The 26,608-nt window shown below is 65.0% G+C and carries 23 protein-coding genes and 1 tRNA gene; 7 read left to right on the forward strand and 17 right to left on the reverse strand.

Annotation, left to right across the window (positions count from 1 at the left end):
• Positions 1–66: 66 nt before the first annotated feature.
• From KR227_RS05555 to KR227_RS05565, 3 genes are all read right to left on the reverse strand, one after another.
• The gene (locus KR227_RS05555) at positions 67–474 is read right to left on the reverse strand and encodes a hypothetical protein (protein ID WP_218364208.1); all 408 of its coding nucleotides are present in this window, start codon (positions 472–474) and stop codon (positions 67–69) included.
• A 48-nt stretch (positions 475–522) separates the two neighbouring features.
• Positions 523–2,265, reverse strand: coding sequence for an alpha/beta-hydrolase family protein (locus KR227_RS05560; RefSeq protein WP_218364209.1), 1,743 nt, complete (start codon positions 2,263–2,265; stop codon positions 523–525).
• Between the two features lie 110 nt (positions 2,266–2,375).
• On the reverse strand, positions 2,376–2,651 hold the full coding sequence (locus tag KR227_RS05565) for a DUF3618 domain-containing protein (protein WP_151529758.1): 276 nt from the start codon (positions 2,649–2,651) through the stop codon (positions 2,376–2,378).
• 157 nt (positions 2,652–2,808) lie between these two features.
• Here KR227_RS05565 and bcp point away from each other — a divergent pair, with 157 nt between their 5' ends.
• Both bcp and KR227_RS05575 read left to right on the forward strand, forming a co-directional pair.
• On the forward strand, positions 2,809–3,285 hold the full coding sequence (bcp, locus tag KR227_RS05570) for a thioredoxin-dependent thiol peroxidase (protein WP_218364210.1): 477 nt from the start codon (positions 2,809–2,811) through the stop codon (positions 3,283–3,285).
• A gap of 269 nt (positions 3,286–3,554) precedes the next feature.
• Entirely contained in the window at positions 3,555–4,115 is a 561-nt protein-coding gene (locus KR227_RS05575) for a TetR/AcrR family transcriptional regulator (RefSeq protein WP_225976626.1), read from the forward strand.
• Between the two features lie 9 nt (positions 4,116–4,124).
• On the opposite strand, the gene KR227_RS05580 is transcribed toward KR227_RS05575, so the two are convergent.
• The 5 genes from KR227_RS05580 to KR227_RS05600 all read right to left on the reverse strand — a co-directional run bounded on the left by KR227_RS05580 (position 4,125) and on the right by KR227_RS05600 (position 15,988).
• The gene (locus KR227_RS05580) at positions 4,125–4,388 is read right to left on the reverse strand and encodes a hypothetical protein (protein ID WP_218364211.1); all 264 of its coding nucleotides are present in this window, start codon (positions 4,386–4,388) and stop codon (positions 4,125–4,127) included.
• A 71-nt stretch (positions 4,389–4,459) separates the two neighbouring features.
• Positions 4,460–4,885, reverse strand: coding sequence for a holo-ACP synthase (locus tag KR227_RS05585; RefSeq protein ID WP_218364389.1), 426 nt, complete (start codon positions 4,883–4,885; stop codon positions 4,460–4,462).
• Between the two features lie 46 nt (positions 4,886–4,931).
• Positions 4,932–13,970: a type I polyketide synthase gene (locus tag KR227_RS05590; RefSeq protein ID WP_255549160.1), complete on the reverse strand. Its 9,039-nt coding sequence runs from the start codon at positions 13,968–13,970 to the stop codon at positions 4,932–4,934.
• 211 nt (positions 13,971–14,181) lie between these two features.
• Positions 14,182–15,396 (reverse strand): FtsX-like permease family protein, encoded by a 1,215-nt coding sequence (locus KR227_RS05595; protein WP_218364213.1) that lies wholly within the window; start codon positions 15,394–15,396, stop codon positions 14,182–14,184.
• On the reverse strand, positions 15,386–15,988 hold the full coding sequence (locus tag KR227_RS05600) for an ABC transporter ATP-binding protein (protein ID WP_218364215.1): 603 nt from the start codon (positions 15,986–15,988) through the stop codon (positions 15,386–15,388). The genes KR227_RS05595 and KR227_RS05600 overlap by 11 nt, the downstream gene beginning before the upstream one ends.
• A gap of 111 nt (positions 15,989–16,099) precedes the next feature.
• On the opposite strand from KR227_RS05600, the gene KR227_RS05605 reads away from it, so the two are divergent.
• The 3 genes from KR227_RS05605 (at position 16,100) to KR227_RS05615 (ending at position 19,380) form a co-directional block, all read left to right on the forward strand.
• The gene (locus tag KR227_RS05605) at positions 16,100–17,191 is read left to right on the forward strand and encodes a sensor histidine kinase (protein ID WP_218364217.1); all 1,092 of its coding nucleotides are present in this window, start codon (positions 16,100–16,102) and stop codon (positions 17,189–17,191) included.
• A 4-nt stretch (positions 17,192–17,195) separates the two neighbouring features.
• On the forward strand, positions 17,196–17,828 hold the full coding sequence (locus KR227_RS05610) for a response regulator transcription factor (RefSeq protein WP_218364219.1): 633 nt from the start codon (positions 17,196–17,198) through the stop codon (positions 17,826–17,828).
• 145 nt (positions 17,829–17,973) lie between these two features.
• A complete protein-coding gene (locus KR227_RS05615) occupies positions 17,974–19,380 on the forward strand; it encodes an NAD-dependent succinate-semialdehyde dehydrogenase (protein ID WP_218364221.1) in 1,407 nt (468 codons plus the stop codon).
• Between the two features lie 49 nt (positions 19,381–19,429).
• Here the strand turns inward: KR227_RS05615 and KR227_RS05620 are convergent.
• A tRNA-Leu gene (locus KR227_RS05620) sits at positions 19,430–19,511 on the reverse strand.
• A 209-nt stretch (positions 19,512–19,720) separates the two neighbouring features.
• Here KR227_RS05620 and KR227_RS05625 point away from each other — a divergent pair.
• Together KR227_RS05625 and KR227_RS05630 are read left to right on the forward strand one after the other, a co-directional pair.
• Positions 19,721–20,089: a hypothetical protein gene (locus KR227_RS05625; RefSeq protein WP_151529867.1), complete on the forward strand. Its 369-nt coding sequence runs from the start codon at positions 19,721–19,723 to the stop codon at positions 20,087–20,089.
• Between the two features lie 2 nt (positions 20,090–20,091).
• Complete coding sequence (locus KR227_RS05630) at positions 20,092–20,457, forward strand: DUF3817 domain-containing protein (RefSeq protein WP_151529767.1); 366 nt, start codon at positions 20,092–20,094, stop codon at positions 20,455–20,457.
• Between the two features lie 113 nt (positions 20,458–20,570).
• On the opposite strand, the gene rdgB is transcribed toward KR227_RS05630, so the two are convergent.
• The 8 genes from rdgB to KR227_RS05670 form a co-directional block, all read right to left on the reverse strand.
• Entirely contained in the window at positions 20,571–21,257 is a 687-nt protein-coding gene (rdgB, locus tag KR227_RS05635; RefSeq protein ID WP_218364225.1) for an RdgB/HAM1 family non-canonical purine NTP pyrophosphatase, read from the reverse strand.
• Between the two features lie 25 nt (positions 21,258–21,282).
• Positions 21,283–22,014: a ribonuclease PH gene (gene rph / locus KR227_RS05640; RefSeq protein ID WP_151529769.1), complete on the reverse strand. Its 732-nt coding sequence runs from the start codon at positions 22,012–22,014 to the stop codon at positions 21,283–21,285.
• A gap of 50 nt (positions 22,015–22,064) precedes the next feature.
• Positions 22,065–22,832 carry an MBL fold metallo-hydrolase gene (locus tag KR227_RS05645; RefSeq protein ID WP_218364227.1) on the reverse strand — a complete coding sequence of 256 codons (768 nt, stop codon included), beginning with the start codon at positions 22,830–22,832 and terminating at the stop codon, positions 22,065–22,067.
• A gap of 61 nt (positions 22,833–22,893) precedes the next feature.
• A complete protein-coding gene (gene murI / locus KR227_RS05650; RefSeq protein ID WP_255549161.1) occupies positions 22,894–23,766 on the reverse strand; it encodes a glutamate racemase in 873 nt (290 codons plus the stop codon).
• 144 nt (positions 23,767–23,910) lie between these two features.
• Complete coding sequence (locus tag KR227_RS05655) at positions 23,911–24,066, reverse strand: hypothetical protein (protein WP_192796112.1); 156 nt, start codon at positions 24,064–24,066, stop codon at positions 23,911–23,913.
• 168 nt (positions 24,067–24,234) lie between these two features.
• Complete coding sequence (locus KR227_RS05660) at positions 24,235–24,945, reverse strand: rhomboid family intramembrane serine protease (protein WP_218364229.1); 711 nt, start codon at positions 24,943–24,945, stop codon at positions 24,235–24,237.
• 87 nt (positions 24,946–25,032) lie between these two features.
• Complete coding sequence (locus KR227_RS05665; RefSeq protein WP_370625177.1) at positions 25,033–25,971, reverse strand: P1 family peptidase; 939 nt, start codon at positions 25,969–25,971, stop codon at positions 25,033–25,035.
• A 39-nt stretch (positions 25,972–26,010) separates the two neighbouring features.
• Positions 26,011–26,550, reverse strand: coding sequence for a DUF2017 domain-containing protein (locus KR227_RS05670; protein ID WP_218364231.1), 540 nt, complete (start codon positions 26,548–26,550; stop codon positions 26,011–26,013).
• Between the last annotated feature and the right edge of the window lie 58 nt (positions 26,551–26,608).

Here is a 26,608-nt window from a genome sequence, read left to right on the forward strand (position 1 = left end):
TTTCTCGCTATTCGGCGCGGGCTGTACCGGCGGTATACCTCGTCATCGCCATCTGCAACAGCCTCTCTACGCCGTAGCGAAGCCCTTCTTCATTCCCAGCCCAACGTAGATCATGGCTCCCAGCAGGAGCACGATGCTGATGATCTGGAGGGTGGCAAGCGCCCCTGTGGTTTCCACCCTGCCGCCGCCGATGGCGAGAATAATCCGGCCAATCACAATGGAGGCGAGGAGAACGGTGGCGTGGGTGCGCACTGGCCCCGAGTGTTGCGCGGCGGCGAGAGCAGCGGCAATAAAGGCCACGAAGGCACTGAGGTTCAACACGATGACCGAGATGAACATAGGAACTTCTGCCGCGCTCGAGGCCACGATGTAGAGCATGACCATGATCACGACCGAGGCCAGCAGGGAGATTCCGGTGCCCCAGAAGGCAACAATGAGAGAGCGTGGTACTACGGGGCGCGCTGAGGAATTCATATTTAAAACCCTAGTCCTCGCTGTTCGCAGAGCAATGCCCCTTGGCCCCTAGCTATCCCCGAGCTCGCTGATATGCCCCTTTTCCGGCCCTTGGCGCTGCAGCAGCACATCCAGTTCCGCGCGCAGCGTCTCAGCATCCGCATCGCTGACACGCGCACTGCGGGTGACGGCAATCCAGCCGTCGAGAAGCTCCGTGGCGTAGTTGTGCCCGAAGCCATCCGGCACGTCCGCTGCCCCACCGAGATCGGCGCTGACTTGCCAAAAGGTGATCACGGGATACCACGTCATTTGTGGGGCACGCCCTGGGCCAAGCGGCTCGACGAGCCAGTCGGGGCGCTTCCACAGTAGATTCGGCTCCCACCACACCACCGGGTCGGTGGCATGCTGCAGATAGAGCAGTCGATGCTCGCCCCAGCGGGGATCTGCTCCCAACTGCCGCGCGTGGCGGCCGGTGGCGGCAAAGCGCACGGCGCTCGATTCCGGCATCCGTGGCTGATATTCGGGACTGCCCGGTTCGCGATTGCTGGTGAGCCAGCGGTGCAGCTCATTGCTGCGCGGCGGGCCCACCATGAACACCCCATCGGGTTCGACATTGAGGGCGCGCAAGGATTCCAGTGCCGCCTCCACGCCCGTGGTCCCAAGGGACTCGCCATAGAGATAGAGCTCGGGTTGGTGCGCGGCGGGCAGGTCAGACCACCATTGCGCCACCGTGTGGATCAACTCGCGCCCCGCCTCCGCGGCCGCCCCCGAGTCGCTGAGGAAGGACACCGCAGAGGGCAGCACGCCGAATTGGGCACTGGCAATGGCGGTATCGCCAGCAAAGAGCAGCTCGAAGGCTTGGGCCGCCACCGGATTGGCCCACCCTGTGCCGGTGACTGGGAGGATGAGCAATGCCTGCCGGTCGGCCGCCCCGGTGCGATCGAGTTCCGCCACGAGCTTATCGACGCGCTCCTGCATATCCGCGCCATTGCCCACCCCAGCGTAGAGGCGGATCGGCTCGCGGGCGGGCCGCTGTGTCACTGCTTCTAGCTGCTGCTTGGTGGCGCCATCGGCGATGAAACGCGAGCCCTCATAGCCGAGGCCCTCCCATGAGATCTCGCTGCCGGGGCCAGCCGAGCGATAGGCCACCGTGGGTGGGGCGATGTCCTCGCGATAGGTGGCATTGCGATCGGCCGCTTGGCGCTCGATGATGGTCAGACCCGTATTGGGGATGATGATGCCCACACTGGCCACCATGATCACCACCACGAAGATATTCGACACCACGGCCGCGATCCCAGGCGGTAGTCCGCGATGTTCCAGCACCTCTGCCGTGGACTCCGCCCACGCCGCCAGCAGCCGCCACAGCCAGATCAGCCCAAAACACAGCGCCAGCCCGAGGGCCGCAGAGAGCGGTAAGAAGTGGGTGAGGTGCGGGGTGGGCAGCCCCTGCGCGGCGGCGAGCTGCTCCTGCCACGATAGCGACGCCCACACCACCCCGAGGGCCACGAGGGCGAGTACCAGGATGCCGATATAGTCGATCAGCCGGCGCTGGCGATCAGAGAGCTGTAGGCGCGCGGTGCGCGGGCCGAGACGGCGCAGCAGCATCCACCCCAGCTGGCTTAAGCCCACGCCCACGCAATAGCCGATATTCGCGGTCACCCCAGAAACAATGCCTTGGTAGTACCAGGTGCGGGGCAGCAGTGAGGGCGTATAGGCTGCGGCGAAAAATAGGGCTACCCCGATCAGGCCCACCACGTTGTAGTGGCGGGAGGTGACGGTCAGCCGCTCAGGACGGTCACTGCTACTCATTGGGGTCTCATATATTCAGCGTTGCCAGGCTTAAAAAAGCCCGCGCCACACCGACTCCCCTCGGGGACAATCGGCGCGGCGGGGCGTCGAAAAGCGAAAAGCTATAAAGATTAACGGGAAGCGAGCAGCTTCTGAATCTCCTTGAGATCCTTGTTGCGCTTGCGGGAACGCAGCACGCCAACGACGACTGCACCCACAACAACCGCGCCCACGCCAGCCAGAATCTTCTGCACCTTCGGGTCCTGCAGCTTGTTGGTGGCTTCCTTCTTCGCGTCGTTCACGATGTTCTTGGGCTGGCTGCGCTCGGCAAGCTCATCGAGGGTGTTCGCCAGGTTCTTGCGAGTGCGCTCGATGTCGCGCTGAATGTCCTCAATATTGCGTGCCACTGTTGTCGATACTCCCCTAGCTAGTTTTATCCATGTACTGTGCGCCCAGCAGGGCGCGGCGTTTACCTGCATGAGCCTACCTAAAACCACGCTGTGGTTTCTAGTCGGCATGCCCACCGCACTGCAGAAATGCCGAACGCTCGCCTACCCTAGAGCCATGACTCAACCCGCTTCCATTCGTCTCAGCGAGGGCGATACCGCCCCCGCTATCTCTTTGCTCAACGACGCCAACGAGACAGTCAGCCTTGCGGACTTCCGTGGACAGCGCGTTCTGGTGTACTTCTACCCGCGCGCCAACACCCCCGGCTGCACCACCGAAGCCTGCGATTTTCGTGACAACCTGGCCCGGCTCAATGATCTCGGCGTGGCTGTGGTGGGCATCTCCCCTGATAGCCCGGATAAGCTCGCGGCCTTCCGCGCCGATCACGGACTCACCTTCACGCTGCTCTCCGATCCCGATAAAGAGGTGATGACCCAGTGGGGCGCCTTCGGTGAGAAGAAGAACTACGGCAAGGTAGTCCAAGGCGTGATTCGCTCCACCTTCTTGGTAGACGAGCAGGGACGCATCGCCAGCGCCCAGTACAATGTGCGCGCCAAAGGCCACGTCGATCGGATTCTGCGCGACGTGCTCTAGCCGCCCAGATAGCAGGGCGGTACAAGGATAAACAGTGTTCACAGGGGCGTTTTCTTTCGATAGACTCGGTAGCTACCATGGCTAGAACCTCCGATCACACCGGCTCCGCCGAGACGCGCTCCGCCGCGTCCGAGCCTTCTTTGATGCAGCACACTGACTCCGCAGCGCAGCAGCGCAGCGATGCCTCCGATCCCCGCGATGGCGATCCCGAAATTCTGGTTCCGCGCCGCCGCCCGGCCCAGCAACGCAGTCGGGAGAAATTCGCCCGCATGCTGGAGGCTGCGCGCAGCGTCCTCGTCGATCACGGGTTTGAATCCTTCACCTTCGACGAGGTGGCCAAGCGGGCCGAGGTGCCGATTGGCACGCTGTATCAGTTCTTTGCCAATAAGTATGTGATGATCTGCGAGCTGGATCGCCAAGACACCGCGGTGATTGTGGCCGAGCTGAAGAAATGGCCCAGCCGCGATCCATCAATTCAGTGGCCGGATTTTCTGGATAACTTCATCGACCACCTCGCCCAATTGTGGAAAGCGGATCCCTCCCGGCGGGCGGTGTGGCACGCCATCCAGTCCACCCCAGCCACCCGCGCCACGGGTGCGGCCACCGAATCGGAGCTCTTGGACTTACTGGCGGAGGTACTCATCCCCCTCGCCCCGACGCTGCCACTTCCCGAGCGCCGCAAGCACGCCGGGATTTTGGTGCACACCGCCACCTCGCTGCTTAATTTCGCGGTGCGCGATGCCACCGCCTCACCGGAGACCTATCTCACCACGGTGGAGGAGATCAAGCGCATGCTCATTGCCTATCTCTTCTCCGTCGCCCAAGGCTAGGCGTTGTACTCACCTAGGGGTGTTCTCTCCCAGCATGGCGTGGGCGAGGCGGGCCGCCTCGTCTAGCGCGTCCTGCTCCTCTGACTGCGAGGATTCTGCTCCGGGCCCGGCGGTCTCTGCTGCGGGCGCCGCGGCACGGCGGCCAGGGGTGGGGGCATCCACCACGTGCTCATTATGGGAAAAATCTTGGCAGGGGTGCTCGGGGATGACCTCCGCCGCAGGAACGAGCTGATGTTCGGCGAGGTAGTCATCGAAGTCTTTCGAGATACTCACAAATCCCAGCCTAGCCGCCCCGCTCCCCGCGCCTGTGTGGGGCGGGGCCGTGGGGCGGCTATCGGGCGGGGCTAGCTGAGTACGCAGACCGCCACTGCGTAGTCGCCGTCATGGCTGATACTCAGCTGCACGGAAGCATCGAGGTGCTCTGCGCTGATCCCGAGGCTTTCTGCGGCTAGGGCGCGTAGCCGGCCGCGCAGCCGGAGCTGGACTCGGCCGAAGGGATCGGCCTGCACCACGATCTCGCGGAAATCCACCTCGTGTTCCGCCAGCACGGGAGGCTGCCCAAACAGCGCCTGCGACCAGGCCTTAATCCAGGCCTCTTTGGCCGCCCACCGCCCCGCGAGATGCCGGGCCCGGGGCAGGCCAGTCAGGCCGCGCTGCTGGGCGTGGCGCAGCTCGCTGCCGTGGAATACCCGCGCGAAGCGGGTACCTGGCTGGGCGAGCTGCTCGGCAAAACCCGGCACGTGCACCAGATCAATCCCGCACCCACGCACCGGCAGGTGCGGGAACTCTGGCGGCTGCTGGGCTGGGTCCACTGCCTTAGCCCTCGGTGGACAGGCGGTAGCGGCCATCGCGGAGCCGGGCGTCGGCGTCGAGCAGCATGGCGGTCTCCCGCTCGTGGGCGGCATCGCCATCGCCGCCCAGGTTGCGGCCGGAGGTGCGCTCATACAGCGGCGCGGCACCGTAGATGCCGGCGAGGATACGCTCGGCACCCGCCTGTTCCCGAGCCGCGGCCTGTGCGGCCCACTCTGCTGCCGCGTCCTCGCCGCGCTGGGCCCGCACCGCCTCATAGAAGGCCGCCGGGTGGACCAGAGCCACCAGCGCCGAGACGTGACCGAAACCGAGCGAGGAGACAAACCCGGCCTTGAGCACGTCCTGCTCCGGCATCTTGAGCGGCTGGCGCAGCCACACCAGGTGCGGATGCTCGGCCAGCACGGGATCCACGCAGTCCAGCGAGAAGTTCGCGGGAATCACACCAGAGCGCAACACCTGGGCGAGGCCGGTGAGCTGGAAGGCTGCGGCACCACCCTTGGCGTGGCCGGTGAGACTCTTCTGCGAGATCACATACAGCGGGCTGCCCGCATCGCGGCCAAGGGCCTGCTGGATGCGCTCGTGCAGCTCAGACTCGTTGGGGTCATTGGCGTTGGTGGAGGTGTCGTGCTTCGACACCACGCGGATGTCATCGGCGTGCACGCCCAGCTCGGCCAGCTGGGTGGCCAACGCCGAATGCGTGCCACCTTGGGCCGCGGCCAAAGCACCGAGTCCCGGCGCGGGGATGGAGGTGTGCAGGCCATCGGCGAAGGACTGGGCGTAGCCCACCACCGCTTGCACCGGCATGCCCAGCTCCAGGGCCACCGAGCCGCGCATGAGCAGCAGCGTGCCGCCGCCTGCGGATTCGACGAACCCGGCGCGGCGTCGATCATTCGCGCGGGAGAAGTAGCGATCCTCGATGCCCTTATCCCGCATCACCTGGGAATCAGCGGTAGCGGACATGTCGCCGAAGCCGGTGATGCCCTCCACGGAGAGATCATCGATACCGCCGGTGACCACCACATCGGCCTTGCCGAGGCGGATTTTATCCATGCCTTCTTCCACTGATACGGCCGCCGTGGCGCAGGCCGCCACCGGGTGCACCATCTGGCCGTAGCCGCCCACATAGGCCTGCATGACGTGCGCCGCCACCACATTGGGTAGGGCTTCTTGCAGGATGTCGTTGGCGCGGGCCTCGTTGAGCAAGCCGTCCACGTAGAGCGAGCGCATGGAGGACATGCCGCCCATGCCGGTGCCCTGGGTGGAGCTGACCTTCGCCGGGTGCACATGCGCCAGGATCTCGGCGGGAGTGAAGCCCGCAGAGAGGAAGGCGTCCACGGTGCACACGAGGTTCCACACGGCCACGCGGTCGAGGTTGTTGACCATCTCGGCGGGGATTCCCCAGCGGGTGGGATCGAAGCCCTCGGGGATCTGACCGCCCACGAAGCGCGACATCACCGCGCGGGTGGGCACCCGCACCTCGGAGCCAGCGGGTCGGGTGACCAGCCATTCCTCGGTTTCTGGGTGGAAGCGCACCACCGTGTTGGAGTCTTCGGCAGCATAGCCCTCGGCCTCCTCGCGGGTCGCCACGGCGAAGGTGAGGTCCTCTTCGAGGTAGATCTTGCTCAGCTGTGGGGCGAGGTTCGACACCATGGAGAAATCATCGTGGTACTGGCGCACGCCGACTCGGCCGAGCACCTCGTCGTGATAGGCGTCAAAGATCTCGTCCTCGGCGATCTCCTCACCTTCGGCGGTGAGCCAGGCGCCGTCCTCATAGGAGATCAGTCCCATGGACCAGGCCAACTCGACCACGCCGGCGGCGCTGAGATCGCCGCTCAGCTCGGCCTCGAAGCGGGTGCGCGAGGAGCCATAGGGCCCCAGTTCCGCGGCGGAGACCATGACCACCATGTTCTCCAGGGAGGCGCTCACCGAGCCGTGGAAGGCGGCGGCGGCCGTGGCCGGTGCTGCGGGCAGTGCCGGCACATTCGGCAGCGCGTGGAAGCGCGGGGTGGTGTCCACCTCCTGCAGCTGCTCGGCGGCGGGGTTGTCGGCCGCGGAGCGTGCCAGCTCCGCGAGGTTGAGCTGCGCCTCGGCGAGCCCGCCGGTGAAATCGGCGAGCAGCGGCGTTTCGGCGGCAGCCTGGCGCGACTCCTGCGAGGCCAAGGAGATGAGTTCGCGGGCAATCTCGTCGGTGGAGTAGGTGCGCACGCCCTTGGCTTCGACCAGCTCGACGAGCGGATCATTCGCGCCCATCAACCCGGTGCCGCGCACCCAGCCGATCAGGGCGTGGGCCAGGGTGGTGCGGGCGGAGAAGTTCTCCTCCACGCTCCAGCGATTCACCAGGGCGTCGAGGGCGGCCTTGGACTCTCCATAGGCGCCGTCGCCGCCGAAGATTCCGCGGTTGGGCGAGCCCGGCAGCACCACGTGGGTGCGCTGGCCCACGTGGGTATCGCGGCCCAGGGCGGAGAGCCCGGCGATGAGACGTTCCACCGACCACAGGAGCAAGCGCATCTGGTTTTCTGCCTGCGGGCCGGCCTCGTCGATGCTGCCCTGCACCGGCGGGGCGGCGAAGGGGAAGATCAGGCTCGGCACGAGCGCCGGCTTCGTCACCACGGAGGATGCGCCCACGGTGACGCGCTGCTCAGAGCCAATCCACTCCACGACCGCATCGAGGTCCGCATAGGAGGCTAGGTTGGCGGGGATCACCCACAGGGTGGCGCCGAAGCGGGCGTGCTCCGCGTAGAGCCGCTTGTAGAACTCCAAGCGCTCATGGCTCAGCCTCGAGGTGGTGGTGATTACGGTGGCGCCTTCGGCCAGCAGCTCTCCCACCACGGCGGCAGCAATGGACTGCGGCGAGGAACCGGTGACCACAGCCACGTCCTCAGCGAAGCTGCCGTGGCCCTGCTCGAGGGCCTGCTGGGCGAGGGAGTCGAGCCCGAAGTGACGGGCGTGCGCGGCCACGGTCTCGCCTGCACCACTAACGTCAATGCTCTCGGGATCAACCAGACCCAACCCGGCGCGGGTGATGTCCTCGCGGGCCGAGGCCCAGCGGTCATCGAGAAGCACCGCGCGCCGCGGATCGAAATTGCGGGAGACCATGCGCGGCCAGTTCTGGCCGAGCTCCGCCGAGACCAACTCGAAGAGCTTTTCATCGGCGCTGTGATCATCCAGCCCCACGGTTTGCGGGGCGTGATCGTGGCCGAGCTGCTTGAGAATCATGCGCGCGGTTTCGGCGAGCACACCGGCCTTACCGGTGACCTGCTCCGCGAAGGCGCCGAGGGCAGCGGAATCCACCGCGGTCTGCTCCCCTCCTGCCGCCGCGGGCTTTGCGACGCTCACTCCCAGGCGCTCTCCCGCAGCGAGCACAGCATTATCGATGAGCTGATCCAGCTCGCTGGCCGAGCTGGGCTGGGCGGGGCTGAGCTCTGCCAGCGCGCCACCCCGCACGGAGTCGCCATCACGAGTGCCGAGCACCATCTGGGCCTCGGCGTGGAGACGCCAGCCCTCGCCGAGCTGCCATACCTGGCTGACGCGCTCAGCGACAGCCGCGGGCTTCGCGCCCGCAGGGCCGGTGACTTTGCGCAGCCCATCGCTGATGGCATCGCCGAGGACCGGACCAAAGGCCTGATAGCCCTTGGCCATGCGGCTCACGGTGTCCTGCAGATCAGGGACCTCGGCATCGGCGGCGCCATCGATGGCCCCGAGGCCGAACTCCACGCCGAGATCCAGCAAGAGCTGGTTGCGTCGGGAGGAGACGCCATCCGTCAAGGTTTCGATGGTGTCGGTGGCGGTGATTTGGCCCGGCTGCACCTTCGTCCACAAGCTCAGCAGCACAGTGGTGGCATCGGCCGGGGTGAACTCCACCTCCGGGGTATCGCCAGCGGCCGCAGCGGGAGCCGGGGCCGGGGCGGGCTCGGGCTCTGCCACCGGCGGGGTGGCCGGGGCTGCGGGTGCGGGCTCGATATCCTCGGCGCTCTCGGCGGGTGCTTCTTCCTCCTCCGGGGCGGCGAAAGAGAAGCTATCCTCGGCGAAGACGATGCCGCGATCGCGCTCAATATTAAGCACCTCCAGCCCTTCCCCACCGGGGGTCACGGCTGCGGTCTGGGCCATGATGTTGGCCAAGGTGGGCGCGTTGGCCACACCGATCTCCACGAAGCGCTCGACACCGAGCTCCGCGAGCATGAGGTCCTGGGTTTCGATCCAGCGCACCGGGGAGGCGAACTGCCATGCGAGCAGCTCGATCAGGATGGTGCGCGCCACTGCGGCGGTGTTCTCCGCCACCGCGGCGTCGAAACGCTCGAGCAAGCGGTCCAGGATCGGGGAATCCACGACCTTCCGCATGGACTCCACGAACTCGTTGGTGATCGCGAAGGGGCGAGCCACCAAGTTCGGGATATAGCGTCCCACCAGCACCTCGGGGTCGATCTCTGCGGGCAGCAGGCTGTCGAGGTGATCGCGGAAGTCATCCACTCCGTCGCGCAGGACAGAGGAGTGGAAGGGCACGTCGATGCCGGGGATGAGGATGAGCCCGCGGGCACCGGGGGCGCGCTGCTCGGCGGCAGCGGCGAGGGCCTTGAGACCGGCGCGAGTGCCGGCCACCGCGTATTGCTTGCCCTTGAGGTTGTAATTGGCGATTTCGAGGAACTCGCCGGTGCTGCGCGATACCTCGGCCACGAAGTCGGCCACCTGATCTGCTGCCAGACCGAACTTATTGGGGCGCAGGGCGGCGAGACCATAGTTGGACACGCCTCTCTCATCGCGCTCCACCAGCCGGTGCATCGTCAGCCCGCGGGCGTAGACGATTTCCACCACAGATTCCAAGGACAGCGCCCCGGAGTAGGCGGCCAGGGCGTTGTACTCGCCCACGGAGTGACCCGCGAAGTACGCAGTATCGTCGAGCACTCCTGCTTCGCGCATCTGCGCCACCTGTGCCACACCAAGGGTGGCCATGGCCACCTGGGTGAACTGGGTGAGGAAGAGCACGCCGTCGGGGTGGAAGAAGCGTTCTCCGCCCACCACGACCTCGCGGGGGTTGGTGCGCACGATCTCCAGCACGGAGAAGCCCAGCGCAGCGCGGGTATGGACGTCGGCGCGATCCCATACCTGCTTCGCCTCGCGGGAGGAAGCATAGGCCTCCATGCCCATGCCCTCGTGCTGGATACCTTGGCCAGGGAAGGCGTAGAAGGTGGTCGGTGCTGCCATCACGGCTACTGCGGTGAGCACAGTCTCGCCATCGACGCTGGCGGTGACCTCGCGCACCTCGCCGCGACCGGGGCGGTTATCCACACCGGTGCGCTCGACCTTGAAGTCCACGGTCTCACCGGGGGCAATAGGCCGCAGCATGGTGGCGGTGAACTCGGTGATCGCGGTCGGCTCGGTGCGCACCGCATCGTCGGCATAGGCGCCGGCGGTGACCAGCTCCGCAACGGCGGAGGTCCACATGCCGTGCACGATCACATCATCCAGCCCTGCCAGATGCGCGGCCGTGCTCGAGACGTGGATCGGGTTGCGATCTCCCGATACAGCGGCGAAGGGCAGCATGGATTCCGGTGCCACCACCTGGGCGCGGGTGCGCGCCGAGTGGGTCACGGGGCTGATCGAGGGCAGCGCCGAGGTATTGGTGCGCGCCGTCGCAGGGCCACGGCGGCCACGAATAGCGAAACGTTCGGTCAATGTGGCGCGCACACGGCCCTCGGCATCGCTGATGGACACGCGCACCACCACGACACGTCCGATATCGGTGTCACTGACCTCATCGGCATGGGCGGTGGCGGTCAGCGGCACCCCAATCAGACCCGCAGTGGAGGCCTGCTCGTCCCGCAGGGTGAGGTGGTGCTCAAGGTGCACCAAAGAGAGCATGCCCTCGACCACGCGCTCACCGGGGCGGCCCGGGATCTCGGCGCCGCGTACGGCGGCGAAAATCGCCGGCCAGCAGGCTCCCACCAACACATCGGGGGCGAGGGAATCGCTACCGCCCACGGTGATCTCGCGCAGCGCCGCGCTGGTGAGGTTGTGATAGTCGGCGGCCTTATCGGCATCGATCGTGAACTCGTGGGTGGCAACACCCTCCACCAGCTCGGCCACGGAGCCACCGGCGGCAATCTCGGTGAGGGTATCCATCGCCTCTTCCGCAGCGCGCTGGGTGACCACCGGGGCGGCACCATCGACCTGCGGCAGCTCGAGCTTCACGCGCAGCTCGAGGCCCTCGCAGCGGCGCTCGCCGGCGAGGCTGACGACCAGCTCAGCGCTCGTATCGTCGAGCACCTGCAGGCGGGCACCCGTGCGCGGCTCGCGGGCGGAATCCGCCGAGAGAATCTCCCACTCGGCAGCGGGAGCAAGCGCGTGCAGGATGGAGGAGACATTGCGGCCTGCCCAGTAGGTGGTGGGGCTGGAGAGCAGCGTCGACAAGCGCGAAGGGGTGTCTTCGGTAGCTGCCTCGCGATCGCGGGCGGCCTCGACCACGGCAGCGTCGAAACGGCCGAGCAACTCGGCGATGGGCTCATCCTTGATGGTGATGCCGGCCACGGCCACCGGGCCGGGGATGATGCACACTTCATCGGCGCTATAGCGCGGGTCATGGGCCTGCCACAGGGAATCGGAACGCCACCAGCGGCGGACGTTCTCGTCGATCACGGGCACGAAATTGACCGGCTTACCCGGGGTGCGCAGCTCGGCGATGAACCACTCCACATCCGCAGGGTGGAGACGGCGGTCGAGATCATAGGCCGCGGCGGCCTCAGCCACGGCGGCGGCCGGGTCGTCCTCCAGCTCCAGCGGGGAGAGCTGCGAGGGATGCTCGCCATGATCGGCGGGGTTCAGGCGCGCCTCGGTGCGCTGAAGCATGTGCTGGAAGCGGGTGTGCCAGGTCTTATCCACCCAGCCGGAGCCATCCGGGCCGGACAGTTCGAGATAGCGCTCCAGCCAGGTGCGGTAGCTCATCTCCTCCAGATCGCCGAAGTACTTCTTGCAGGTGGCGTTGATGGCGGTGATGATCTCCTCGCGGCGGGCGGCCACGGCCTCGGCATCGCCGGCGACCTCATCGAGCAGGCGCCCGGCGCGGGCGAAGGAATTATCAATCTCGTGAATATCGGCACCCAGCTGGGAGCGACCGGAGGCCATTCCCCCCTTGGCGGACCCGGCGGGAACCCAATCATTCGGGCCTGCGGTATCCACCAGAGCCTGCTTCACCTGCGGGGAGGTGCAGGCCTCCAGCGCCGCCATGGCAGCGGTGCCGACGAGCACGCCGTCCACCGGCATCGCGACGCGACCATAGGCCTCGGCCCAGCGGCCGGTGATGTAATCCGCGGCGCGCTCGGGAGTACCAATACCGCCGCCGACAACCAGCACGGTATTGGGCTGGCGGCGGATCTGCTCATAGGTATTCAGCAGCAAGTCATCGAGGGACTCCCAGGAGTGGTGACCGCCGGCAACGCCGCCTTCGACGTGCATGATCACCGGCACCTCGGGAACCTCGCGGGCAATGGCCAAGACCTGCTTGATGTGCTTGACCGCGCCCGGCTTGAAGGCCACCCACGGAATGCCCTCGGCCCGCAGCTCGTGGATGAGCTGCACAGCTTCCTCGCGCTCCGGGATACCGGCGGTGATCACCACACCATCAATCGGGGCGCCATGGGCGCGGGCCTTGCGCACCAGCTTCTTCCCGCCGATGTGCATGCCCCAGAGGTAGGGGTCAAGGAACATGGAGTTGAACTGGGCGTTGACTCCCGGCTCGAGCAGCTCGCCCAAGCGGGTGAGGTTCTCATCCAGGATCTCCGGGGTGACCTGGCCACCGCCGGCGAGTTCTGCCCAGTAGCCGGCATTCGCGGCGGCAGCAACAATCTCCGGATCCACCGTGGTGGGGGTCATGCCGGCCAAGAGGATCGGCGAGCGACCGGTCAGCCGCGTGAAGGTGGTTTCAACACGCCGGCCATCGGCGCTGAGGCGCGGGGCGAAGTCGCTGTAGTCCACAGCCTGCGGAATGGCAGCATGCGGGTCAGAGAGCTGGCCCTGCCCCTCGGCGGTCCCGGCGCGCACCACAGCGATGCCGGTGCCGGCGAGTTGCGGCGCCGAGAGCTTCGCCACGCCCTCGCCTGGGCCGATTTCGAGCAGCCAGGACACCCCTGCTTCACGCACCCGGCGCAGCTCGCGGGGCCAGTCCACGCTATCGACCAGCACGGCGCGGGCGCAGCGCTCGGCGAGCTGCTCATCCACCTCGAGGCGACGGGCCCAGTCGAGAGTGAGCTGAACGGCGTCCTCCATGACGGGGTGGTGGAAACCGGCGGTCACAGCAATGGGACTGAACGTGGGGCGGAGGGCGGAGCCACCGCGCTCTTTATTCTCCAGCGCCTGCTGCTCCTTCTCGGCGCGGCGGCTCACACGCTGCTGCACCAGCTCCAACTCGGCGGGGGTGCCCACAATTACCTGCGCATCGGGGCCGTTATGCAGCCCCACGACGGCCTCGGTGCCGTGCAGCTCCTCTTCCACGATGGAGCGCTCAACACCACCGATGGCGAGCATCGGGCGACGCTCCCCTTCGCTGATCACACCACTGCGCTGGGCGGTGCGGGTAATCGCCGCACCGATGAGCCGAGCGATCACCAGCAGCTCGCTGGCGCGCTCGGGGGTGCGGGCATATTCCACGCCGAGGTGTCCCTGAGAGTGGCCGATGGACAGCTCGGCGCGCTGCCAGGGCACGTCCTGGGCACCCAGTGCATCGAGAGTGGCGATCTGGGCGAGCACAATACCGGGCACAGACACCGCCGCATTGGCGCTATATCCGTGATCCGATCCGGCAGGAACATCATCGAGGCCCGCCCAGCGGAAGGGGGTGAATCCGAGGGGGAGCACGCCGGCGAGTTCTTCGTTGAGTTCGCTGAGGCGCTGCTCGGCATCGGCGACGATCCCGCGCAAACGAGACTCATCAGCCCCGGCTTCGGTGGCCTCGGCGAGGGGACGCAGCCAGTCAAAACCTTGGCCCGAAAAACTTAAGGCGAAGCGCTCGGTCTCTAGCCGATCACTGAGGGTGCGCGGCGCTGCAGTGGGGGACATGTCCTGCTGAGAGGGGGTGGAGTTAGAAGTGATCATGCTATGTCGTCGGCTCTTCTCAAACGTGGGGGAACAGGGTGCTACGCGGGACACACTGCCTTTTGTGATCAAACAGGTATCTCGTGGGAAAATAACCTACCACGTAATCATGAGGATTTCGTCATCTTTATAGTTCCGGCGTGCCCAGCCACCCCGCGGCGGGCATCCGTCGCAGCTAGACGTAGCCGTCCTCGCTAATACACAGATGTATGACCCGCCGAGCGAGCATGATTTTGAGCAGCGTCGTCACCGCCGCCATGACGAGGAACATGACCAGCCACGCCTGCCACCACAGCCCCGTGAAGGGATCCTCCACGCCGAGTAGCCCGTTGAGCCGCACCACCACATAGATAGCCATGAGCGCCACCACCGCGGCGGCAGTAATGGTGTGCGCGAGCGCCTCGCCTATTTGAATGGTGAGCGGGGTCCGCGGCGGCGCCCCAGCGAGCCGAAGGGCGCGCACGTCCGCCGCAATGCGATGGCGCATGAGTAAGGAGATAGCGAGTGCCGCCACCACGCTCGGAATGATCGAGGGGCCCAGCAGCACCACGAACACCTCCCACGAGGACACATGCCAGGACCCACTGGCCAGCATCATCGCCCGCATCCCGGAACCAACGACCACGATCAGCCCGCCAAAGATCACCCACGGCACGATCTGCGGGGCGCTGAAACGGCGGCGATTGCGCACATTCGCCCCCGCGACCCCCATGACTCGCGTCCACTGATCCAGCAGCGGCAGCAGCCACGGCATGACCAAGGACACCGCCACGATCAGCCCCATAGACCAGCCGAGAAAAGCATCCGGCTCCATCGTGGCGACTATGGACGGCGCCAGCACCGCAGCCACCACGAGTGCCGCCACCGGAGTTGTCCACCATGAGGACCGCACCACTACTGGCCGGAAGATACGCCGCACGGGCCACAGCACCGCCAGCACCGCTGCCGTCGAACAGATAGCCACCGCGGCGATCGCAGAAGCACCACTGAACACCAGTGGGTCGAGGCTGAGGCCATCCGCCCGCAGCGCCTCTTCGGTTGGGCCGAGCAGCGGCGGCACCAGCACGAGGCCCACGGCGCTCGAGGCGAGTGCCACGACCACCACCTGACCGAGCACGAATGCCACGATCATCCAGCCCGGCATGCCCACTAAGCGCCAGCTGCGATACACCTCCCAGTGCTCGTCGATAAGCAACCGCATCTGCATCGAGACCACCAGCACGATAGAGCACAAGGACATGGCGAGGATCGTCCCTCCCAGCGGCCCGGCATCGCCCCCACCCGCAGTAATCAGGGTCAGGGCGAGCCCGCAGCTCGCAGCGGAGACCACGAGCGTTAATACCACTGCCAGCCACGACACGCGGTTGGCCCACACATCTTTAAGCCACACGCGCATGGTCTGCCTCCATGTCTATGATCCGGTCCGCGGCTGCGGCGGCGGCATGCGAGTGCGTCACCATCACCACGGTGGCCCCCTTGTGCGCAGCGGCCCGCAAATGCTCCAGCACGGTCGTGGCGGTGGCATCATCCAGCGCCCCCGTGGGCTCATCGGCGAAGATGAACGAGGGCGTGGCCAGCAGCGCCCGCGCTATAGCAACGCGCTGCTGCTGCCCACCGGAAAGCTCCGCAGGCATCTGGCGCTGGCACCCATCCAGCCCGAGATCGTGAAATACTCGATCCGCCTCCGCGCGGGTGCACGGGCGCCCAGAGAACTTCGCTGTGAGCATCGCATTGGTCCGAGCATCAAGCGATTCCAGCAGGTTATAGTCTTGGAACACGAAGGCCCGCTCCGTGCGCTCCGGCGCGTTCACCGTGCCCGAACTGGGCTTATCCAGCCCCGAGAGTAGATTGAGCAAGGTGGACTTACCGCAGCCCGAAGGCCCCATTATGGCCACGAACTCGCCCGGTTCGATCGTGAGGCTCAGATCGCGAAACACGAGGCGGCGACCATACTTCTTGCTGAGGTTCTCTGCTTTCAACATGCCCTCATCACACCGCGCGCACCGCGTGTGCCACGAGGGAGCTGGCTGCCGAATCTATGGTGGAGCTAGCTCCACTTACTCTCACGGCTGCAACGCTTAGGCTTATTACTTATGTCAGTTCTGCGTTCGGTCGGCTGGAATATTCTGCTCGCACTCGCGTGCATTCCGGCGCTGGTCGTTACCCTCGTGCTGCTGCCGTGGCTGCCGCTGCTCGCCCGCCCGGTGGATGCCTATGGCCGCTATGGCGCACGGATCTTTGCCCGCCCCATTCGCCAGCGCACGGTATCGCGCTGGTTCGATTGGCGGCAGGTGCTCCATCTTTTTCTGCAGCTCGTGGTGGCTGTTCTCAGCTTGATGCTGTGGACCATGCTGGGCTCGTTCACCGTTTTCGTTGCGATCGCACCCTTCATGGTGGATACGCTCGAGCTCAATTCCTGGCAGAGCTCGAATCGCGCGGTGAATGTGGCGCTCTGTTTCTCCATTGCCGCGGTGGCGCTGGCGCTGCTGCTCGCGCTGAGCTGGTCCATGACCTGGCTCTCGGTGCGGGCCTCCCAACTCACCCTCGCCCCCTCCGTGCGGGAGGTTGAAGCCTCGCGAGCATTGCTTGCCGACGCTTTCTCGGGCGAACGACGCCGCATCGAAAGGGAACTCCATGATGGCCCCCAGCAGCATCTCACTGCCCTGAAACTTAATCTCGCGGCGGCTCGCCTCGCCGCGGATCCCGAGCCAGCGATACGCAAGGCCGAAGAAAACGCGACCCAAGCCTTGGCCGCCCTGCGGGCCACGGTGCGCGGCATTGCCCCGCAGGTGCTCTACGATAACGGCCTCGTGGCCGCAGTCGAAGAGCTTCTCGCCCACGCCGGCATCGACACCACGCTGCACACCGACACAGCCGCCGTACCGCCGCTGGATGAGACCACGGCTGTGCTGGCCTATCACTGCATCAGCGAGGGGCTGACGAACGCCACTCGGCACGGTCACGCCACCCACGCCGATATCGGCATCGACGCCACAGGCACTGCACTGCACGTGACAGTCCGGGACAATGGCGACGGGCTGAGCGCGGAGTCCCCCACCGCGAGTGCGGGCACGGGGATCATGGGGCTACGGGAGCGTGCCGCTGTGCTCGATGGCACCGTGACACTACGCACCACGGACACTGGGACGCTGCTGCACCTCACGGTGCCACTACTAAGGAAGTAGCCACATGCATATTCTTCTCGCCGAGGATTCCACGCTGTTGCGCGCGGGTATCGAACAGCTCCTGCACACCCTGGGCCATAGCGTGATCGCCGTCGCGGACGCCGACGCGCTGCGGGACCAGGGCCGTAGAGCGGATATTGACCTCGTGATCACGGATGTACGCATGCCGCCGCTGCTGCGCGACGATGGCCTCAAGGCGGCCTCGGAGCTGCGCCGCGAACGCCCGGGGCTACCGGTGATTGTGCTGAGCCAATATGTGGCCGCCAGTTACCTCGATCAGCTCATGGACGGCGGCGGCTTCGGCTATCTCCTCAAAGAGCGCGTCTCTGAGGTGGAGGAGTTTGTCCGAGCAATCGAGGACGTGGCTGCGGGGAAGACGGTGGTGGATCAGGAAGTGATCGCCACCTTGCTCAATGCCAAACGCAGCGGCATCACCACCCTCACCCCGCGGGAGAAAGATGTGCTCGCGCTCATGGCTCAGGGGCTGAGTAATCGCGATATGGAAAAGACCCTATTTCTTAGCCCCTCGGCGGTGAGCAAGCATGTGGCCAATGTGTTCATGAAGCTCGGCTTCCAGCCCGAGGACGACAACCGCCGCGTCAAGGCCGTGCTCGCGTGGCTGCGCTACACCGGCTAGCTGCCGCACAGCGCCGGCCCCCACCTGCCCGCCACCCTTGTGTGGGGCCAGTTATTGAGTGAGCTTAGGCACTGATAGACCGATATCTCTGTGGTGTGCGTCCAGAGCATTGCAGCCACTGGTGGGCAGGACTATACAGGGCGATATGAGTACTTTCGCATTAGAAAACCCGAACACCGGCCGTTCCGAGCAGGAGTTTGACCGCATCACGGATGCTGAGCGGGATGATATTCTCTCCCGCTCCACCGCCGCCTATAGCTCGTGGCGCACCACCTCCATCGAGGAGCGTGTGGCGGTGTTGAACGCCACCGCCGATCTTTATGAGGAGCGCATCGATGAGCTGGCCGATCACATCGGTCGGGAGATGGGCAAGCTGACCCGCTGGGCCAAGGCCGAAATCCAGCTTGTGGCCGATATTTACCGCTGGTACGCCGAGCACGCCCACGAGCTGCTCGCCGACGAGTATCTGCCGGCCTCCGGGGCACAGCAGACTGTGGTGAAAAAGGAGCCGCTCGGCCCGCTGCTCGGCGTCATGCCGTGGAACTTCCCCTACTACCAGGTGGCCCGCTTTGCCGCGCCGAACCTGCTGTTGGGCAACACCATCGTGCTCAAGCACGCCTCCATCTGCCCGCTGTCCTCCCAAGCCTGCCAAGACCTGCTGGAAGAGGCCGGTTTGCCGAAGGATGCCTATATCAACGTCTATGCCTCCGGCTCACAGATGGATGCCTTCGTGGCGGATAAGCGCATCAAGGGCGTCTCCCTCACCGGTTCGGAGGCCGCCGGCTCCGCCGTGGCCACCACCGCCGGCAAGCACTACAAGAAGTCCGTGTTGGAGCTGGGCGGCAATGATCCCTTCATCGTCTTGGATGAGCAGAACCTGGACTGGGTGCTGGAGCAGTTTGTGAAGATCCGCATGTACAACACCGGCCAGGCCTGCAACGCCCCGAAGCGGCTTATTGTGATGGAGGACTTCTACGATCGCACCGTTGAGTTCCTCGAGAAGAAGATCGCGGCGATGACGGTGGGCTCTTATGATGACGCGAACGCCGATATCGGCCCGCTGTCGTCTATCGGTGCCCGTGATGAGATCGTCGAACGACTCGAGAAGGCGGCCCGCGACGGCATTGCCACGGTGCGTGTCGGTGGCGGCGCCATTGATCGCGACGGCGCCTTCATGGAGCCCACCCTGCTCACCGATGTCGACCCCAACTCGGAGATCGGCTGCAATGAGATCTTCGGCCCCGTCGCCGTCGTGTACAAGGTGGCCAATGTGGATGAGGCCATTGCCCTGGCCAATAACTCCGACTACGGCCTGTCCTCCTCCGTGTGGGGCACAGACCTCGAGCAGGCCTATGCAGTGGCGCAGCAACTCGAGGACGGCATGACCTTCGTCAACGAATCCTCGGTCACCGCCGCCAACCTGCCCTTCGGCGGGATTAACCGCTCCGGTTATGGCCGCGAGCTGGCCCGCTGGGGCGTAGGCGAGTTCGTGAATGAGCACCTCTACCGCGTCAGCGATCAAAGCGACGCCGGCCTCTCCCCTGCCCTCTAGTTTCTCCTAGAGACACCAACACCCACCTACTGCTGTAGGTGGGTGATTGTGCGCCTGGGGAGACTTGAACTCCCACGTCCTAAGACACTGGAACCTAAATCCAGCGCGTCTGCCAATTCCGCCACAGGCGCCCGCGCCGCGTACACGGCGCTGCGGGTATTGTATCCAGCGCCTATGGCGATCGCCAACAACACTGTTGGCACGGGGTTTTCGCCACAGGCTACGCACCGCCCCCACAGCGCGGCGTCGTGAAGCATCTTGGGTATCGTAGAGGGGTGTGAGTACTAATCAGGGTGAGCCAAGCACACCACCACAGCCCCGCAAGCGCGCGTCGGTGGGAATGATTGTGTTCGTCGCCCTCGCGGTGGCCGCCACGCTCGGATTGGCCTATTGGCAGTGGACTCGTTTTCAGTCCGGCTCGGGCACGTTCCAAAACTTGGGATATGCACTGCAGTGGCCGTTTTTCGGCGCGTTTATCGTCTACGCCTACCGGAGCTACCTCAAATACGAGAATGAATTGCTCGAGGACGACCAGGAGGTCTCCCCCGTTGATCGGCGTATCGCCGAACGCGGCGAGATGACCGAGATCGACGAGGACTTCCTTCCCCAGCGTCCGAGCATGGATGTGACGACCTTCAACGCACTCAACGAGCAGCACCGCCGCCGCTCCAGCTCCCCCTCTACCGACACCAACGAAAGCTCTTCCTAACCATGACTTCTTCTTCTCAGTCCCAGCGCCCCGCCCCCACCCCGCAGCGTCAGGCGCGGGTCCGCCAAGCCCTCAAGCTCTTCTCTATCGCCGCCTGGGTCACTGGTGTGTGGCTGTTGATCCTCACCACCCGCATGGTTCTCGAGTATCTGGTGGGCATCGACATGCCGGAGTGGACCCGCATTATTGGTCAGCTCCACGGCCTGTTCTACATGCTCTATCTCATCGCCACCCTGAACCTCGGCGTGAAGGCCCGCTGGGAGCCATTGCGCTGGATCCTCACCGCCCTCGCCGGCACGATCCCCTTCCTCTCCTTTGTGGCTGAGTCCCGCCGCCGCAAGGAAGTCACCGAGGCCTTCCAGCTCTAGCGCAGCACGCTTGACGACGCCGCCCTCCCGCGGCAGCGCACCGCCGCACGCACGACCGCCGAGCCTGATCACTGTGATCGGACTCGGCGGTATGGTGTGTGCCTTAGAGCTGTTTAGCTCGAGGTGTCGTCATCATCGTCCTCGGAATCCTCGCTACTGCGGGCCTCCCACTGGGCCACGAGCGAGGAAATCGCCGGAACCAGGGCCTCGAGGGCCTTGCCGCGGTGCGAGAGCGCATCCTTTTCTGCACCGCTCAGCTCGGCGGAGCTGCGGGGGCGCTCATCGGTGCCATCCACGCGCTCATCCTCTTCGGCCGGCACGAACAGCGGATCGTAGCCGAAGCCATTCTCGCCCACGGGGTTACGCAGCAGGCGGCCAGCCCACTCGCCCTTTTCAATGAACTCCTCACCCTCGGGGGTGACAATGGCGCACACCGACACGAAGCTGGCGTCGCGGCGCCCCAGGGGAACGTCTTTCATCTGCTTCAATAGCAGCTCATTATTGGCGTCATCATCGCCCTCACCGGACCATCGGGCAGAGAGCACGCCCGGCATGCCGTTCATTTCCTTCACGCACAAACCGGAATCATCGGCCAGGGTCACCTCGCCGGTGGCCTTGGCCCCGGCGCGGGCTTTGATCAGCGCGTTATCGGCGAAGGTGCGGCCGTCTTCTACCGGCTCCTCATAGCCAAGCAGGTCCTCGGAGGTCACCAGCTCGCAGTTCTCAATGCCTGCGACATCCAAGACACGGCGCAGCTCGACGAGTTTCTTGGGGTTGTGAGTAGCTACATGCAGCAGCATCGCATCACTCCTTTGATCGTCTCTGCTAGGCCTGAAGGGCGTGCTTTTGGGCGTCGATGAGCTCGCGACAGCCCTTCTCCGCCATGTCCAAAATGGCGGTGACTTCCGCGCGGCTGAAGGTGTTGTGCTCGCCGGTTCCTTGAATCTCTACGAACTCGCCAGACTCGGTCATGATCACGTTCATGTCCACATCGGCGCGGGAATCCTCCTCATAGGGCAGATCCAGGCACACGTGGCCATCGATGATGCCCACCGAGACAGCGGCCACGGGAGGCAGCAGCGGGTCACCGCTGAGCACGCCACGCTCGCGCAGCACCGAGATGGCGTCGGCAAGCGCCACATAGGCACCGGTGATCGCAGCGGTGCGGGTACCGCCATCGGCCTGGAGTACATCGCAGTCGATGGAGATCGTGTTCTCGCCCAGCTGGGACAAATCCACAGCGGCACGCAGGGAGCGCCCGACGAGGCGGGAAATCTCGTGGGTGCGGCCCTTGACCTTGCCGCGCATGGACTCGCGCGGCATGCGGTCATGGGTGGCGGCGGGAAGCATGGAATATTCGGCGGTGAGCCAGCCTTCGCCGGAATCCCGCTTGAAACGCGGCACCGATTCCTCGATCGAGGCGGTGCACATCACGCGAGTATTGCCGAACTCCACCAGCACACTGCCAGCGGGATTGGTGGTGAAACCACGGGTGATTCGGACCGGACGCATCTCATCGAGGGCGCGCCCATCTGCGCGCTGAAAGCTAGTAGTCATGGGCTTCAGGGTACACCGCGGGCACGCCTTATCCCCTCAGACGTTGGGGCCTAGCCGGTATAGACCTGCCCCGGGGCGCCAACCATGATGGGGCCGTCGAACTCTTCGGCGGCGGCGCGCACCGCGCCCTCCACATCGCCCCACGGCGGAATGTGGATCAGCACCAGCGTGCCTACACCGGCTTCGCGGGCAAAAAGCCCTGCCTCGCGCCCCGAAATATGCAGCCCCTCCGGTTTGCCTTCCGAGGTATAGCCCCAGGTCGCCTCGCAGAAAAAGACATCCGCGCCGCGGGCGCACTCGAGGGTGGAGTTGGTGAAGCTGGTATCGCCGGAATAGGCGAAAACGGTCCCCGTGGCCTCTTCCTCAATGCGCAGGCTATAGGCCTCGATCGGGTGAATGGCCTCAAACGGGGTAATGGTGATGCCCTCGAGATGCTCCGCCTCGCCCAGCCGCCACGGGGCGTAGGCAAAGGTATCCGACATATCGTCTACCCCATCGGTCTCATCTGCGGAGATACGCCCCAGCCGCAGCTCGCCATCGCTGGGCCCGAAGCACAGATTGCGCCCTTGGGCAGCCAGCTCGGGGTGGAAACGCCGCCACACGAGCAGCGAGGGAAAATCGAGGCAATGATCCGCGTGCAGGTGAGAAAACACCACATGCGCCTCGGAGGGGTTGATCATCTGCATCAGCTGGGCCAGCACACCGGGGCCGATATCCATGATGATGGACTGTCCGCGTTCGCCCTGAAGGAGATATCCCGACGCCGGCCCGCCGGGGCCGCCCATGCTGCCGGTGCATCCAATGATGGTCAACTTCATACCATCACTCTGCCACTAAACCCGCGGTCATGTGGAAAAAGCCGCGGTGGTGTTTGAAAAGTTACAGACCCTGTATGTGTTGGACCTCAGTCACATGCGGGCCGAGGAAGCGCTGCGCGAGCATGGCGAAAATGGCGGGGTCACCAGTGGATTCAAAGGAGCGTTCCACCGCGTGCTCGGGATCGGCTAGCTTATCGCTGTGGCTCAGTACCCGCAGCACATCCTTCGCGGTTTCCTCCGCGCTGGACACCAGCGTCACCTCATCGCCCATAGCCAGCTGGATCACACCAGAGAGCAAGGGATAGTGGGTGCAGCCCAGCACGAGAGTATCGACGCCCGCGGCCTGCAGCGGTGCGAGATAGCCTTCCGCTACCCCCAAAATCTGGCGCCCCGAGGTGATTCCGCGTTCGACAAAGTTCACGAACTGCGGGCAGGGGGTGGCCGTGACCTCCACCTGGGGCGAGGCGGCGAAAAACTCCTGATAGGCCCCCGAGGTGATAGTTCCTTGGGTGCCAATAACACCAATCTTGTTATTGCGCGTGGTGGAGACGGCGCGCCGGACGGCCGGCAGAATCACGCCCACCACGGGAATGTCGTAGCGTTCGCGGGCATCCCGCACAAAAGCGGAGGTGGCGGTGTTGCAGGCGATCACGATCATCTTGCAGCCGCGGCGCACCAGCTCATCAGCGATCCGCTGCGAGTGATCCCGCACCTTCGACAGCGGTTGCGGGCCATAGGGGGCGTTCTTGGTGTCCCCAATGTAGATAATCGATTCATGAGGCAGCTGATCCACGATGGACCTCGCCACGGTGAGCCCGCCCAAGCCGGAATCGAAGATGCCGATGGGGGCATTATTACTGGTCTGATCCGCCAGCACCCGCTCGTGGCCGAACTCATCCACCACGGTGCGGAAATTCCACGGATTGTCCACCATTAGCTGCTCTGCGCTGTCTCGTTCCTCACTGGTACCCACAGCACGCAAGCCTAGCGAGGCCGGCGCGGGAAGACTAGCAGCGGGCCTGTGAGCGTGGCTCAGAGCGCGCGCTGCGTTGTGCAGCTGGCCACCGCGCGCTCGCCGCTACTGCGGTAGCGCCAGCCAGATGCCCGCACCGATACACACCAGCCCTGCCACGGCCAGTACCCAACCCAGCGGCGACTGTGTGCGGCGTCGCACTCCGGCCACGAGGAGAACCACACCCACCACGATGGCGAGAAGCATTACCCAGAAACCCATCATTCCTCCATATCGGCCGTCTTAACCTTGCCTTATGTACTGTATGCGGTTCCCCCCCTGTCACAACCCCCTCTCGCCGCTGATCATGCTGCGCGGATCATGCTGTGGGGCACGCGCAGAGTGGCGGGCGAAGACGGGAGAGACGAACTGCCGCGCCTGGCGGTGAGGCTAGTAGCCGAGACTGGAGTTCGGCCGAGCGGCGATCTTCTTCACTGGATCGTCGGAGCTAATCACAGCCCCCGCGAGCACACCGCCCAGCGCCCCGCCGAGGTGTGCCTGCCACGACACCGCGGCTTCTGTGGGGATCACGCCCCAGACGAAACCGGAATAGCTAAAGGCCAGCACCACGCCGAGAATGATCTGCCGCAGGGAACGATTGAATACGCCGCGGACGATGAGATAGCTGAGCCAGCCATAGATCACTCCCGAGGCGCCGATGTGGTTGGTGCCGGGATAGCCCAAAAACCATGCTGCAAGCCCGCCGGTGATGGCCGCTATCACTGTGACTTCCCAAAAGGTGCGCCTGCCGGTGACACCCACCAAAAAGGCAAAGAGCGCTCCCGTCACCGTATTGCCAATGAGGTGATCCAGGTTGGCGTGGAGAAATGACCAGGTGGCGACATGCCATAGCGTGGAGGTATCGCGGGGATGGATGCCGAACCAGGACAGGTTGAGTATCCCCATCTGCTGCACGACGAACACCGCCCAGATCACGAGCACGTAGCCGAGAGCGATCCGCAGGCCGGTGCCAAAACCACCGCGGGAGCGGCGCTGGGGTGGCTGCGCTGTCTGCCGCGGCGCTGGGCTCCACGCTGGGCCGGGCTGAGCGCCGCTGCCATAGGAGGTCGGGTGCGAGTAGTTCGAATAGCCGTGGGGCATGAGGGGGCGACTCTTTTCACTCTCGTGCTGCATCGGATTATGTGTGCTCACGATTGTACGCACGCGCCACGGCGGCACCACGTGGACTCAGCGCAGAATATCGCGGTACGCGCGCATTCCATGCGTGGACTCGGCGGAGGTCACCGCGTCCACAATCGCCGCTGCCACTACATCGGCGGCCGCGGCGGATAGCCGCGTCAAGTGTTCAACATCCACTCCGGTGCGCGGGCCTGTCGCCAGGGCAAAAAGCGTGTCCCCGTCGAGGGGAGAGTGGGCGGGGCGCACGGCGCGGGCGATACCATCGTGGCCGGCCAGCGCCAGCCGTGTGGCCTGCGCTTTGGTGAGCGGCGCATCGGTAGCCACCACCCCGATCGTGGTGTTGAGCTTGCTGGCCGGACCGCGCAGGGTGGCATAGACCTCAGAGTCGACGGCGGGGGCGTCCGGATCCCCATACAGCCGCCCATGCTTATCGACGACATCTCCCACCGGGTTAGCCACGATGCCCGCCGCCACCACGTACTGCCCCACCCGCGTGGAGGATTGGCCGAAGCCACCTTTGAGCCGCCCTGCCGCCGCGGCAGTGCCTGCTCCCACCGTGCCCGAGAGTAACTCGGTGCCGCTGAGTGCCCGATGGGCTGCTATCCACCCGTCGAGTGGCCGCGGCCGCGCCTGCGCAGAACCGACGAGAAGATCGAAGATGACCGCTGCGGGAACGATCGGCACGCGCGGGCCTTCGCTGTCCTCCCCGAGCACGGGGAAACCGAGCGAACGCTCCTCCAAATACGCCATCACTCCGTCTGCCGCGGCCAGACCAAAGGCCGAACCCCCACTCAGGCAGACTGCGTGCACGGCCTCCACGGTGTTATGCGGCGCCAGTAGATCGGTTTCGCGGGTGCCGGGGCCGCCGCCGCGCACGTCCACCGCGCCGGTAGCGGACTCGGGAGCCACGATCACCGTGACTCCGGTATCACTATCGCTGTAGTGCGCGGCCCGAAGCCCCGCCACATCACACAATCGGCCGGCCACGGCGCTTGTACTCTCCTTGCAGTGGGTGGATGAACAGTCTTAGTTCATATAGGCGTGGAGCAGGGAGTCTTGGACGAATCCCAACCACTCAACCAGTTGATCGCGTTCTTCTTCCGCGCCCTCGTAGTTCCCCATCTCCGAGGACGCAATGTAGAGGCGCAGATCATTCAACCCCGATAGCCAGGCGTGTACCTCGCTATCGTCCACGGTCACGTTCACGCCACCATCGGGGCCGAGGGCGCTATTAATAACTTGCAGGTTGCGTAGTTTGTCCCGGCAAATATCGTTTTCGTGCAAAGAGCGCAGCAGCGAATTATCGCCCTCAAATTCCTCATCGCCCTCGCGCTCAAAATCCGGCAAAAGACGAGCCAACCCAGGATCCTTCGGCGCTTCTTTGTGCCCGCCTGTCATGCCCACGAGCTCTTCAAGCTCATCCTTCGGCGCGGACTGGGCGCGCTGAATCAGCGCCTCCGACACCGTGGCGGTGAGATTTCCCAGCACTTCGCGCTCGAGTGGCTCAAACACGGCGGTGTACTTTGGGCTGCGCATCAGCCCTTTCTTGCGCTTGAAGGATTCCATTTCGGCTTTCTTGTTCTCTTAAATTACGAGGCGAACTCGGTTCTCGGCGGCGCGATGA

This window comes from Corynebacterium sp. TAE3-ERU30, from assembly GCF_019209925.1.
In the GTDB taxonomy this organism is placed as follows: domain Bacteria; phylum Actinomycetota; class Actinomycetes; order Mycobacteriales; family Mycobacteriaceae; genus Corynebacterium; species Corynebacterium megadyptis.